This window comes from Streptomyces acidiscabies, from assembly GCF_020010905.1.
Classification (GTDB): domain Bacteria; phylum Actinomycetota; class Actinomycetes; order Streptomycetales; family Streptomycetaceae; genus Streptomyces; species Streptomyces acidiscabies.
The window spans coordinates 1,378,345-1,391,190 of record NZ_JAGJBY010000002.1 but is presented as its reverse complement, the minus strand read 5'-3'; the positions used below and the strand labels follow the sequence as shown (position 1 = coordinate 1,391,190).

The 12,846-nt window shown below is 69.6% G+C and carries 12 protein-coding genes; 10 read left to right on the top strand and 2 right to left on the bottom strand.

All coding sequences use genetic code 11. The annotated features are described in order from the left end of the window. Positions 1-68: 68 nt before the first annotated feature. Positions 69-2,315 (bottom strand): glycogen debranching protein GlgX, encoded by a 2,247-nt coding sequence (gene glgX / locus J8M50_RS33205; RefSeq protein ID WP_029183317.1) that lies wholly within the window; start codon positions 2,313-2,315, stop codon positions 69-71. 190 nt (positions 2,316-2,505) lie between these two features. Between glgX and J8M50_RS33200 the strand changes: the two genes are divergently transcribed. From J8M50_RS33200 to J8M50_RS33185, 4 genes are all read left to right on the top strand, one after another. Then, positions 2,506-3,711, top strand: a complete 1,206-nt coding sequence (locus J8M50_RS33200) for a L,D-transpeptidase (RefSeq protein ID WP_029183318.1) — start codon at positions 2,506-2,508, stop codon at positions 3,709-3,711. A gap of 306 nt (positions 3,712-4,017) precedes the next feature. After that, positions 4,018-5,196 (top strand): L,D-transpeptidase, encoded by a 1,179-nt coding sequence (locus J8M50_RS33195; RefSeq protein WP_010350032.1) that lies wholly within the window; start codon positions 4,018-4,020, stop codon positions 5,194-5,196. A gap of 85 nt (positions 5,197-5,281) precedes the next feature. Then, positions 5,282-6,049, top strand: coding sequence for an enoyl-CoA hydratase/isomerase family protein (locus J8M50_RS33190; RefSeq protein WP_010350033.1), 768 nt, complete (start codon positions 5,282-5,284; stop codon positions 6,047-6,049). A 327-nt stretch (positions 6,050-6,376) separates the two neighbouring features. Continuing rightward, the gene (locus J8M50_RS33185) at positions 6,377-6,880 is read left to right on the top strand and encodes an ATP-binding protein (protein WP_029183320.1); all 504 of its coding nucleotides are present in this window, start codon (positions 6,377-6,379) and stop codon (positions 6,878-6,880) included. 2 nt (positions 6,881-6,882) lie between these two features. Here J8M50_RS33185 and J8M50_RS33180 read toward each other — a convergent pair whose 3' ends face one another. Next, entirely contained in the window at positions 6,883-8,229 is a 1,347-nt protein-coding gene (locus J8M50_RS33180; RefSeq protein WP_075661155.1) for an NsdA family TPR-like regulatory protein, read from the bottom strand. Between the two features lie 110 nt (positions 8,230-8,339). Between J8M50_RS33180 and J8M50_RS33175 the strand changes: the two genes are divergently transcribed. The 6 genes from J8M50_RS33175 (at position 8,340) to J8M50_RS33150 (ending at position 12,829) form a co-directional block, all read left to right on the top strand. Then, complete coding sequence (locus J8M50_RS33175) at positions 8,340-8,477, top strand: hypothetical protein (protein WP_158002766.1); 138 nt, start codon at positions 8,340-8,342, stop codon at positions 8,475-8,477. 169 nt (positions 8,478-8,646) lie between these two features. Then, positions 8,647-8,955, top strand: coding sequence for a hypothetical protein (locus tag J8M50_RS33170; RefSeq protein ID WP_010350036.1), 309 nt, complete (start codon positions 8,647-8,649; stop codon positions 8,953-8,955). Between the two features lie 226 nt (positions 8,956-9,181). Next, a complete protein-coding gene (locus J8M50_RS33165) occupies positions 9,182-10,087 on the top strand; it encodes an ABC transporter ATP-binding protein (protein WP_010350037.1) in 906 nt (301 codons plus the stop codon). 59 nt (positions 10,088-10,146) lie between these two features. After that, positions 10,147-10,911: an ABC transporter permease gene (locus J8M50_RS33160; RefSeq protein ID WP_029183321.1), complete on the top strand. Its 765-nt coding sequence runs from the start codon at positions 10,147-10,149 to the stop codon at positions 10,909-10,911. 12 nt (positions 10,912-10,923) lie between these two features. Further along, positions 10,924-12,189, top strand: coding sequence for a sensor histidine kinase (locus tag J8M50_RS33155; protein ID WP_010350039.1), 1,266 nt, complete (start codon positions 10,924-10,926; stop codon positions 12,187-12,189). Then, a complete protein-coding gene (locus J8M50_RS33150) occupies positions 12,179-12,829 on the top strand; it encodes a response regulator (RefSeq protein ID WP_010350040.1) in 651 nt (216 codons plus the stop codon). Before J8M50_RS33155 ends, J8M50_RS33150 begins: the two co-directional genes overlap by 11 nt. The last annotated feature ends 17 nt before the right edge of the window (positions 12,830-12,846 follow it).

Sequence of the window (12,846 nt, the reverse complement as noted above, 5' to 3'; positions counted from 1 at the left end):
GAACGTCCCGAGGATGCGGAGCACCGAAGTCCCGGATCAAGACCAAGTCGGCTGGTTTCATGAGGTCTTTACGAACGCACCTTCAGCAACAGGACAGTTCGCCCCGGGATCACCACCTCCGTCCCGGCGTCATGAACGCCCCCCTCCGACTCCTGCGAGGTGTCCACCACCACCTCGTACCGCTCGGCCCACGGCACCCCCGGCAGCGTGCACCGCACCGCCGTCTCCCCCGCGTGCAGCACCGCGAAGAAACTGTCGTCGACGATCGGCTCCCCCCGCTCGTCCCGCCCGGGAATGTCCCGCCCGGACAGATACATCCCGAGCGTGGCGGCCGGTGCGTACCAGTCGCCATCGGTCATCTCCTCCCCGCGCGCCGTGAACCACGCCAAGTCCCGTATCCCGTCGGCGGAATGAGCCCGCCCGGAGAAGAACGCCCGCCGCCGCAGCACCGGGTGACGATGTCTCAGCCCGATCAGCCGCGAACTCAGCTCGAACAGCGACCGCCACCCCGGCTCCTCCAGCAACCCCCAGTCGACCCAACTCGTCGCGTCGTCCTGGCAGTACGCGTTGTTGTTGCCCCCCTGCGTCCGCCCCATCTCGTCCCCGGCGACGAGCATCGGCACCCCGGTGGACAGCAACAGTGTCGTCATGAGGTTCCTCAACTGCCGCTGACGCAGGGCGAGTACACCGGCGTCGTCGGTCTCCCCCTCGGCCCCGCAGTTCCAGGACCGGTTGTCGTCGCTCCCGTCCCGGTTCCCTTCCCCGTTGGCCTCGTTGTGCTTGCGCTCGTACGACACGAGGTCGCGCAGCGTGTAACCGTCGTGCGCGGTAACGAAGTTGACCGAGGCGTACGGTCGCCGCCCGCCCCAGGCGTAGAGGTCGCTGGACCCGGAGAGCCGGTACCCCATCTCCCGTACGTCGGGCAGCGCGCCGCGCCAGAAGTCCCGTACGGTGCCCCGGTACCGGTCGTTCCACTCGGTCCACAGCGGCGGAAACGCGCCGACCTGGTAGCCGCCCGAGCCGACGTCCCAGGGCTCGGCGATGAGCTTCACCCGCCGCAGCACCGGGTCTTGGGCTATCACGGCGAGGAACGGGGACAGCATGTCGACGTCGTGCATCGAGCGGGCCAGCGCCGCCGCGAGGTCGAACCGGAAGCCGTCGACGCCCATTTCGGTGACCCAGTACCGCAGGGAGTCCGTGATCAGGCGCAGGACGTGCGGCTGGACGACGTGCAGGGTGTTGCCGCAGCCGGTGTAGTCGGCGTACCGGCGGGCGTCGTTCTGGAGGCGGTAGTAGCCGCGGTTGTCGATGCCCTTGAGGGAGAGCGTCGGCCCCAACTCCCCTGCTTCGGCGGTGTGGTTGTAGACGACGTCGAGGATCACCTCGATGCCCGCCGCGTGCAGCGCGCGGACCATGCGCTTGAACTCGCCGACCTGCTGTCCCGTCGTACCGGAGGAGGCGTAGGCGGCGTGCGGGGCGAAGTAGCCGATGGAGTTGTAGCCCCAGTAGTTGCGCAGCCCCTTCCGCAACAGGTGGTCCTCGTGGGCGAATTGGTGGACGGGGAGGAGTTCGACGGCCGTGACGCCGAGCTTCACGAGGTGCTCGATCGCCGCCGGGTGCGCCAACCCGGCGTAGGTGCCCCGGAGTTCGGGCGGGATGCCGGGGTGCAGCCTGGTGAAGCCGCGGACGTGGACCTCGTAGATCACCGAGTCCGCCCACGGCGTCTTGGGGCGCTGGTCGTCGGCCCAGTCGTCCTCGTCCTGGACGACAACTCCCTTGGGGACGAAGGGCGCTGAGTCGCGGTCGTCGCGGACGGTGTCGGCGATGTGCTGCTGGGGCCAGTCGCGGACGTGGCCGTACACCTCGGGCGACAGCCCGAACTCGCCGTCCACCGCGCGGGCGTACGGGTCGAGGAGCAGCTTCGCCGGGTTCCAGCGGGCGCCGGTCCAGGGGTCCCAGCGGCCGTGCACGCGGTAACCGTAGCGGCGGCCGGGGCGTACGCCGGGGACGAAGCCGTGCCAGATCTCGTGGGTGAGTTCGGTGAGCCGTACGCGAGTCTCGGCGCCGGCACCACCGTCGTCGTCATCGTCGAAAAGACACAGGTCGACGGCCTCCGCGCCGCCCGCCCACAGCGCGAAGTTGGTGCCGCTCACCCCACCGGGACCGGTGCGCACGCGCGCGCCGAGGGGCACGGGGGCGCCGGGCCAGACGGGTGGCGCCGTGACGTCCGGACTGCCCGCACCGGAATGCGGGTCCACTCCAGGGTCCGCGCCGGATTCCGGCGTCTCTGACTCCTGTTCGGCTGTGCTGGACACCGGTCGGCCCCTCTTCGTCCTGTCCGCCGCCGGGACACCCCGCCGGATGGGTACGGCGTGGCGGCGGCTCCCCGGCGTACGGTCGTCGTCCTCCCCCTGTTCTGCCCAGAGGTCGCGGCGCGCAGACCGGGGGTCGTACTCATGTTTCCTTTTCACGTTTCCCTGAGGTGCATCTGCTCGTTGTACAGCTGTGACGCATGGACAAAGACGCGCGGGTGCCGCGCTGGTCGTCGTGGTGGCAGGGCTCGTCGCCGGGTGTACGTCCGGGGACGGGCGCAGTGGGATGGACCGGCTGCTCGGGAAACCGGCGGCTGCCCAGGACGTGATCCGGGTGACGCCGGACGACGGGGTGAAGGGGGTGGCGGCGGACGGGAAGCTGCGGGTGCGGGTGCCGTTCGGGAAGCTGGAGTCGGTGCGGGTCGCGCGCGTGCAGGACGCGCAGGAGACCCTCGTACCCGGCAGGATCGTTGACGGCGGCGGGAGTTGGCGTCCGGACGACGACCGGCTCGCGCTCTCCGCGCGGTACACGGTGGACGTCGTCGCGCGCGACGAGTCGGGCAACCGGCTGGCGCGGCACAGCACGTTCACGACGTTCGTGCCGGACGAGCGGTTCATCGGGTACGTCGCTCCGGAGAACCGGTCGGTCGTCGGCACCGGCATGATCGTGTCGCTGGAGTTCAACCGGGAGATCGTCAGCCGCGCGGACGTGGAGCGGGCCGTCGAGATCACCGCGGACCCTCCGGTGGAGGTGCGCCCGCACTGGTTCGGCGGCGAGCGGCTGGACTTCCGGCCGCGCGAGTACTGGAAGCCGGGCACCGAGGTCACCGTGACGCTGCGGCTGCGGGACGTCGAGGGGGCGCCGGGGGTGTACGGGCTCCAGTCCAAGACGTTCTCGTTCACCGTCGGGCGCAGCCAGGTGTCGCTGGTGGACGCCGCCGACCACACGATGGAGGTGCGGCGCGACGGGCGGCTCCTGGCGACCGTGCCGATCACCGCGGGTTCGCCGAAGACACCGACGTACAACGGGAAGATGGTCGTCACCGAGATGCTCGACGTGACGCGGATGAACAGCCGGACCGTCGGGTTCGGCGGGGAGTACGACATCCCGGACGTGCCGCACGCGATGCGGCTGACCGACTCGGGGACGTTCCTGCACGGGAACTACTGGGCGCCGTACGCCGTTGGACGGGTGAACGTGAGTCACGGGTGTGTGGGGCTGAGGGATGTGAAGGGGGGTTCGTCGGAGACTCCGGCGGGGTGGTTCTTCGACCGGAGTCTGATCGGGGACGTGGTGGAGGTGGTCAACAGCCGGGACAAGACGGTGGCGGCGGACAACGGGCTGGGGGGCTGGAACATGGGGTGGAAGGAGTGGGTCGCGGGAGGTGCGGTCGGGTAGGGCGCCGGGTAGGGATCAGGGGCGGGGCGTGCGGGCTCGCCGCCGGTCAGGGGCGCGGGCTCGCCGCGAAAAGGGGTGGTCATGGCGGGTGTGGAGCCTTCGCAAGGGCGTGTGGGGCCTTTGCGACGAAACGGTGACGTTCAGCTGACCAGATGGTCAAATACACCCGGTTAGGATGCGCCAGTGATCGCGCGGCGAGCGCGGGGGTGGGGGCTCTGATCAGGGGCCTCGCGAGGGGAGAACGACTTGAACGTGCGGCCGATATCGGGGGCGTCGGTGCGAGGACGTAAGAGAGGACTGGCGCTGATGTCCGGCGTCCTTCTGCTCGCCGTCACCGCGTGCGGCGGGAGCGGGAACTCGGGTTCCGGCGACTCCGGCAAGAACGACACCAAGGGCAAGCCCGCCGACAGCGCGCAGAGCGCCCAGTCCGAGGCGGTCGTCAGCATCCTTCCGGCGAACGGCGCGACCGCCGTGAACACGAGCGGCACGCTGAAGGTGACCGCCGCGAAGGGCAAACTCACCGAGGTCGTCGTCAAGGACCCGAAGGGTACGGCGGTCGAGGGCGCGATCTCCGCGGACGGCGCGGGCTGGACGCCCGCCACGCACCTCGCCGCGTCCACGAAGTACCAGGTGCACGCGGTCGCCAAGGACGCCGGGGGGCGTCAGGCCGCCGAGGACTCGGCGTTCACGACCCTCAGCCCGAAGAACACGTTCACGGGCAACTTCACGCCCGAGGACGGCTCGACCGTCGGCGTCGGGATGCCGTTCTCGATCCGCTTCACGCGCGGGATCACCGCGCCGGACGCCGTCGAGAAGGCCATCGAGATCAAGACGGTCCCGGCGGTCGACGTCCAGGGCCACTGGTTCGGCAACGACCGGCTCGACTTCCGGCCCGACCAGTACTGGAAGGCCGGTACGAAGGTCACCGTCAAGCTCAACCTCAACGGCGTCGAGGGCCGCAAGGGCGTCTACGGCGAGCAGACCAAGACCGTCTCCTTCACCATCGGGCGCAACCAGGTGTCGATCGTCGACGCCAAGAAGCACACGATGTCCGTCCAGCAGAACGGCAAGACCATCAAGACGATCCCCGTGACGACCGGCAAGCCCGGGTACGCCACCTGGAACGGGCAGATGGTCATGAGCGAGAAGTACAAGGTCACCCGGATGAACGGGGACACCGTCGGCTACAACGGCGAGTACGACATCAAGGACGTCCCGCACGCGATCCGCCTCACCGACTCGGGCACGTTCGTGCACGGCAACTACTGGGGTGGGGACGCGTTCGGGAACTACAACGCGAGCCATGGGTGCATCGGGCTGCGCGATGTGCGGGGCGGGTACGACAGTGACATCGCCGCGGCGTGGTTCTTCAACCACTCGATGGTCGGGGACGTGGTTGTCGTGAAGAACTCCACTGACCCGGTGGTGAATCCGGCGAACGGGCTCAACGGCTGGAACATGTCGTGGGCGGAGTGGACGAAGTAATTCGTTTCTGTAGGTAGGAGGGTGGCTCGGTGCTGTGACTCACGGCACCGAGCCACTCCCCGTTAATCCCCGTTAACCTGCCTGCATGACCGTGAATCTCGAAGTCGCCGAAGGCGTCGGCACGCTGCGGCTCGACCGCCCGCCCATGAACGCGCTGGACACCGCCACGCAGGACCGGCTGAAGGAGCTCGCCGAGGAGGCCGCGCGGCGCGGCGACGTACGCGCGGTGGTCATGTACGGCGGGGAGAAGGTGTTCGCGGCCGGCGCGGACATCAAGGAGATGCAGGCGATGGACCACGCGGCGATGGTGCTGCGCTCCCGCGCGCTCCAGGACGCGTTCACGGCCGTCGCGCGGATCCCGAAGCCGGTCGTCGCGGCGATCACCGGGTACGCGCTGGGCGGGGGCTGCGAGTTGGCGCTCTGCGCGGACTACCGGATCGCCGGGGAGAACGCGAAGCTGGGCCAGCCGGAGATCCTCCTCGGCGTGATCCCGGGCGCGGGCGGCACGCAGCGGCTCGCGCGGCTGATCGGACCGTCCAAGGCGAAGGACCTCATCTTCACCGGCCGGATGGTGAAGGCGGACGAGGCGCTGTCCCTCGGCCTCGTGGACCGCGTCGTCCCGGCCGACGAGGTGTACGCGCAGGCGCACGCGTGGGCCGCGAAGCTCGCGCAGGGTCCGGCGATCGCGCTGCGCGCCGCGAAGGAGTCGATCGACACGGGTCTTGAGACCGACCTGGAGACAGGTCTCGCCGTGGAACGCACCTGGTTCGCGGGGCTGTTCGCGACGGAGGACCGGGAGCGGGGGATGCGGAGCTTCGTGGAGGAGGGGCCGGGGAAGGCGAAGTTCCTCTGAGAGGACAGCTGTTGCGCCGTAAACCTGATCGGCCTGTGAGGTATCCCCTTACCGAATTCCCGTACAGGGTCTTGCAATTGACATGATGTCTCATCCGGGTCCCTCGATGGGGCGGTTTGTGGGAGCCTTGGGGTGACCACAAGTCAGCCGTGCCGAGGGAGCCGTCGATTGCCGTCGAGTGAGCCGTCTTCGCAGCTCAACGGGGGTTTCCCGGGTGCCTTCGTGCCACGGTCATATGCCGCGGGCGTGCCGGGTACCGGAAGCTTGCGGGGGGCGTATTCCCCCGGAACGGCCACGGACGGCGCTCCGGGCGGCCATGATGGGGGCATGGCGGGGCTGGAGAGTTTCGAACAGCCGCGAGGACACGGGCGTGTGGACGCGGCGCGCTGGTCGCCCGCGGTCGAGGACGAGCGGGCGTTGAAGGCCGTGGAGTTGTTCGGCGATCCCACGGAGGCCGAGGTTCCGCTCCCGTCCCGCCCTGAATCCGCCGCCGCCGCACGCCGGTTGACGCATTTCGTGGTCCTGCGCCAGTGGGGACTCACCCCCAAGCTCGCCGAGGACTCCGTCCTCCTCGTCTCCGAACTCGTCGGCAACGCCGTACGCCACACGGGCGCCCGCGTCTTCGGCCTCCGTATGCGGCGCCGCCGGGGCTGGATCCGCATCGAGGTCCGCGACCCCTCACGGGGGCTGCCCTGCCTGATGCCGGTCCACGAACTCGACGTCAGCGGGCGGGGGTTGTTCCTCGTGGACAAGCTGTCGGATCGCTGGGGGGTCGACTTACTTCCGCGGGGGAAGACGACGTGGTTCGAGATGCGGGTGGGGGACAGGTAGTTTCACCGGGCGGTGAGCAGGGACGGCGGGACGACGAGCCGTGCACGCTCGTGAAGTGCTCGTGCTGAGGGGTTGCTGAGGTAGGGGCGAATCAACTTGGCCATGTTCCGCATGCGTTGGTCGGCGCGGCCGGACTGGACGTACGGGTAGTCGTCCAGGGCGAGGTTCCAGGTGGCGCAGGCGGCTTCCAAGTGGCCGATGGAGAGTTGACGTTCGGCGAGGAGTCCGCGCTGATGTGTCCGGGTACGCCGGTAGATACTCGGCCGGAGTTGATCGGCCTGCTGCATCGCCTCGACTGCCCCCGTCATGTCTCCTAGCTCGTACCTCACCTGGCTTGTGTGGTAATTCAAGGCGGCAGGGTCGTATGAACCGAAGATCTTTGCTCGGGATTCCGCCTTTTCCATGGCGACTTCGGCTTCCCGAAGGTACGCGAGTGCTTTGTTGCGATCGCCGATCTGAGCGGAGGCGTGCGCTTGCTGGCCGGCGAGGAAAGCACGCATCCTGGGACCGGCGTCGGGAGAAGCCGCGGTGGCGGCGTCAGCCAGTCGCATCGCCTGGGAGCCATGTCCCAGATCTACGGCCTGAACGCTCATGCCTCGCAGCGTTGTGCCGTACGTCAGGTGGTCCTCTGATGCTCCGGCAAGTTCCAGCGCCTTCAAGTAGTACTGCTGGGCCAGTCCATGAGCACCTTCGTCCACAGCCATATATCCGGTGAGGTAACAGAGGTCGGAAGCCGCCGACATCATCGCCTTGCGCACGTGCTCCGGGGCATCGGCCCGAAGGTACGGAGCCACCGTGTTCACGAGGAACGCGGCGGCCATCGGTCGTGCGTGGCGTCCGCCGAATTGGTCGTCGAGTTCGGAGACTCGCTCGGTCATGGCGATGACCATGTCCACTTCGGTCATTCCGATGCGCTGGACCTGGCCCTTCTGCACTGCCTCCATCCGCCCGACGACATCAGGCCAGTTGGGCACAGCGAGGGCGACGGAGAACAGGCCGATGCCCAGCACGCCCCGCCGGGACGGGTCCATGTCGTTCGTCCCGAGATCGACGAGCCCTTCCACCGTGCCCGGCTGGGAGTTCGACCGGTTCCGGGATACGGGAAATCCCGCTTGCGCATGCGTTACCGGGCGCTTAAGCCGACGGGAAAGAGCCTCCAGGACCAACGGCCGTGCAGCCTCTTTCGGCATGTGCCCTTTGAGCCACTGGTGGACTGATGGTTCCTGGTAATTCAAAGGCGTTCCGCGCTCTGTCCCGATGCGGTTCACCGCCTGCGCAAACTGACGCAGTGTCCTTCCGCTCTCGCGATAAAGCCGTTCGAGTTCAGCGTTCGGTTCCGGTGTCCTCACTGGTCCTCAACCCCTCGCACTGGCGCGGCACTTAAAGCTCTTAAGTCCTCCTGCCACTTCCATCGTACCTATGTGTAGTGCGGCGGTTGCTTAACTGAAGCGGCGGCCCGGTGACCGGCCTCGGGCAGACCGAAGACGGCATGCTGCGCGCCTATCCCCTGCGGTTCGAGCACACCGACAAGTGCGGGACCGGGCAAGGGCTGTGGGACGCCTACCGCCGCGCCTACGGTGACGGGGGTACCCGATGACCCGTGACCCGAACATCGCGGTCGCCGAGCCGCCGTACCGCTCCCCGCGCTGCGTGCTCGGCAGCCACGACCATTGCCGGGACGCCGTACCCCGTGAGTCCGACGTCCCCGGAGTCCGGTACCTGGTGTGCATGTGTCCGTGCCACCGGCACACACCGCCGGGAACGCCATGAGCGCCAACTCTCCCTGCGTCGAGGCCCGTTGGTTCCGTGTGTGCTGGTCGGTCACGGAGAACGGGCGTACGGTCCGGGGCGGCGCCCTCACCGGGAGGGACGTACCGAGCATGCTGGGCAGTCTCCGGGACTGCCTGGGCATCGGGCCCCAGGACCCCGTCACGGTGAACGCCGAGATCGCCACTGCCCGGGGGTGGCGTTTCGACTCCGACACCGTCAGCGTGCACACCCACCCGGTGACCCTGGAGGGGTACCGGCTCCCGTTCACCGCGTGCCCGGAGAGGCGGCGGAAGGGTGCCTCGTAGGAAACGCCGTAGGCGCCTCGAATCGGTCACCTTCACGGCGGCCCTCATGACCGTGTGGGCGGTCGTCGTTCTCGCGTTCGTGGTCAAGGTCGTACGTCCTTGAGGTCCGCCCGGTTCGCTCGTTCGGCATCAGCCGATCGGTTGATGCCGAACGGGTGAATGGATGAGGCGGGGTCTGGCTTTTCGGCCGATGTGGTTGGTGGGGGTGGTCCGGGACGCTGGATGCATGCCCGTCATCGAAGTCACGGATCTGCGTAAGACGTACGGCGCCCACAGGGCGGTGGACGGAGTTTCCTTCGCCGTCGAGGAGGGGGAGATCTTCGGGGTGCTCGGTCCGAACGGGGCCGGGAAGACGACCACGGTGGAGTGTGTGGAGGGGCTGCGGGTGCCGGACGCGGGGCGGGTCCGCGTCGCCGGGCTCGACCCGGTCGCCGAGCACGAGAAAGTGGCCCAGGTGCTCGGCGCGCAGCTCCAGGAGGGCGAGTTGCAGGCGAAGCTGACCGTACGGGAGGCGCTGGAGCTGTACGCGTCCTTCTACACGCGCCCGGCGGACTGGCGCCCCCTCGCCGAACGGCTCGGGCTGACCGGCAAGCTGACGACCCGGTTCGGGAAGCTCTCCGGGGGACAGAAGCAGCGCCTGTTCATCGCCCTGGCGCTGATCGGAAACCCTCAGGTCGTCGTCCTCGACGAACTCACCACCGGCCTGGACCCCCGCGCCCGCCGCGACACGTGGGAGCTGATCGAGGACATCCGGGCGAACGGCGTGACCGTCCTGCTCGTCACGCACTTCATGGAGGAGGCCCAGCGCCTCTGCGACCGTATCGCCGTGATCGACAAGGGCAGGGTCGCCGCCCTCGACACCCCGGCCGGTCTGATCCGCCGCTCGGCGGGCGCGACGGTCATCAGCTTCACCCCCTCCGCACCCCTCGACGAGACCGACCTCGCCGCGCTCCCCGCGCTCGCCTCCGTCGAGCACAAGGACAGCCGCCTCACCCTCTCCGGCACCGACGAGACCGTCAACGCCGTGATCACCCTCCTCGCCCGCCGCCACATCACGGCGCACCAGCTCCGCGTCACCGACGCGACGCTGGACGACGCGTTCCTCGACCTCACGAAGGGGGTGCCGGCATGAGCACCGGACTCTCGAACCCCGCGCCGTCGCAGCACCCCGCCTCCCGGAAGCCGGCTCCCATGCTCTCCGCCACCCCCCTCGCCCCCACCGTCAACGCGGCCGTCCTCAAGACCGAGTTCCGCCTCTTCCGCCGCGAACCCGGCGCCCACTTCTGGATCCTCCTCTTCCCCACCCTCCTGCTCGTGATCCTCGGCTCGATCCCCTCGTTCCGGCAGCCGGACGACGCCTTCGGCGGCCTGCGGCCCGTGGACGCGTACGTGCCGGTGGCCGTCCTGCTCGGGCTGATCGTCGGCGGCCTCCAGTCGATGCCGCAGACCCTCACCGGCTACCGCGAGCGCGGCATCCTGCGCCGGATGTCGACGACCCCCGTACGGCCGTCCGCGCTGCTCGCCGCGCAGATGGTGATGTACGGCACCGCCGCGCTCGCCTCGTCCGTGCTGGCGCTCGCGGTCGGCCGCCTCGCGTTCGACGTCACCCTGCCGAAGCAGCCGTTCGGCTACGCGCTCGCCCTCCTGCTGACCCTGTTCGCCGCGCTCGGCCTCGGCGCCGTGATCTCCGCACTGTCCAGGACGACGAAGATCGCGGGGGCCATAGGCTCCGCCGTCTTCTTCCCGTCGATGTTCTGCGCGGGCGTGTGGATGCCGGTCCAGACGATGCCGCACGGCCTCGCGACGGCCGTCGGCTACACCCCGTTCGGCGCGGCGGCCGAGGCCCTGAACCAGGCGGCGGCCGGGGACTGGCCCGGCTGGGGCCACCTCGGTGTACTGGTCGCGTGGATCGTGCTGCTGACCGGGGCCGCCGCTCGCTGGTTCCGCTGGGAATAGGACACTGGGCCCATGAGCACGCAGGACACGCAGATCGACAGACGATGGGAGCAACTCCACGTCTGGGGACCGTACGGGATGCTCGGCATCAGCGTCGTCCTCTCGACCATCGCCGCCGGGCTCATGGCGGGCCCCGCCGCGCGGTACGCCGCGGCAGGCCTGGTCGTCGCCGCGGTCCTGCTCCAGCTCTGGTGGCACACCACCCGCCACCGCCGCCCCGACCGGGGCCGGACCCCCTCCCCGGCCGGGACGGCGTACTACGTCCTGCGCTGGGCGCTCGCCTTCGCGCTCACGCTGCTCAACCCGTTCTTCGCGTTCTACGCGGCCACCGGCTACATGGACTCCGACGAACTGCTCCCCGGCAGATGGCGCAGGGCCGGCCTGTTCGCCAGCGCGGTCCCGGTGGCGGGCGCGCAGGCCGGCGGGATGCCGCCGAAGAACATCGGCCAGTGGGCCGTGTTCATGGCGCTGCTGCTCTTCCAGTTCGCGCTCCAGGCGGTGATCGCCCACCTCACCGAGCAGGACGCGCGCCGCGCCGTCGAACGCTCCGCCACCATCTCCGAGCTCGAACGCACCAACGCCGCCCTCCAGCAGGCCCTCGACGAGAACGCCGCCCTGCACGCCCAACTCCTCGTCCAGGCGCGGGAGGCCGGAGTCGCCGACGAGCGCAGGCGCCTCGCCGCCGAGATCCACGACACCATCGCGCAGGGCCTGACCGGCATCATCGCCCAGCTCCAGGTCGTGACGAACACGCCGGACGCGGCGGCGGCGCGCGAGCACACCGTCCGCGCGATCGATCTCGCCCGGCACAGCCTCGGCGAGGCCCGGCGTTCGGTGCACAACCTCGCGCCGGTCGCGCTGGCCGACGCGGGACTGCCCGAGGCGCTGAAGGGCACGGTCACGGAGTGGGGCGAACGCACGGGCGTACGGGCCGAGTTCACCGTCACCGGGGTGGTGGAGCAACTCCACGACGAGGTCTCCGCGACGCTCCTGCGCATCACCCAGGAGGCCCTCTCGAACGCGGCCCGGCACGCGCGCGCGAGCCGCCTCGGCGTCACCCTCAGCTTCCTCACCGACGAGGTGATCCTCGACATCCGCGACGACGGCCGCGGCTTCGCCCCCCTCGCCCTCCCCGAGCGCACCCGCGCCGGAGGCTTCGGCCTCGACGGCATGCGCGCCCGCGCCGAGCGCATCGCGGGCTCCTTCACGGTCGAGTCGGAACCGGGCCAGGGCACGGCACTGTCGGCTCGCGTACCGTTGGTCCGCCATGACCGATGACCGCACGCCGGACGCCCGGCAGATCTCCCTCCTCATCGTCGACGACCACCCCGTCGTACGCGACGGCCTGCGCGGCATGTTCGCCTCGGCCTCCGGCTTCCGGGTCCTCGGCGAGGCCGCGAACGGCGTCGAGGCCGTCGAGAAGGCCGCCGCGCTCGACCCCGACGTGATCCTGATGGACCTGCGGATGCCGGGCGGCGGAGGGGTCGAGGCGATCGCGCGCCTCACCCGTACGGGAGCCCGCGCGAAGGTGCTCGTCCTCACGACGTACGACACCGACTCCGACACGCTCCCCGCGATCGAGGCGGGCGCGACCGGCTACCTCCTCAAGGACGCCCCGCGCGACGAACTGTTCACGGCGGTCAGGGCGGCGGCGGACGGCCGTACGGTCCTGTCCCCGGCGGTCGCGACAAGGCTCGTCAGCGCCGTACGCACCCCCACGACCGAGCCCCTCTCCGCACGGGAACGCGAAGTGCTCGCCCTCGTCGCGAAGGGCACGTCGAACCGGGAGATCGCCCGCGAGCTGTTCATCAGCGAGGCCACCGTGAAGACCCACCTCGCCCACCTCTACGCCAAGTTGGGCGTCAACGACCGGGCGGCGGCGGTCGCGGTGGCGTACGAACGGAAGATCCTCGGCTGATCCGCGCGCGGGGTCCC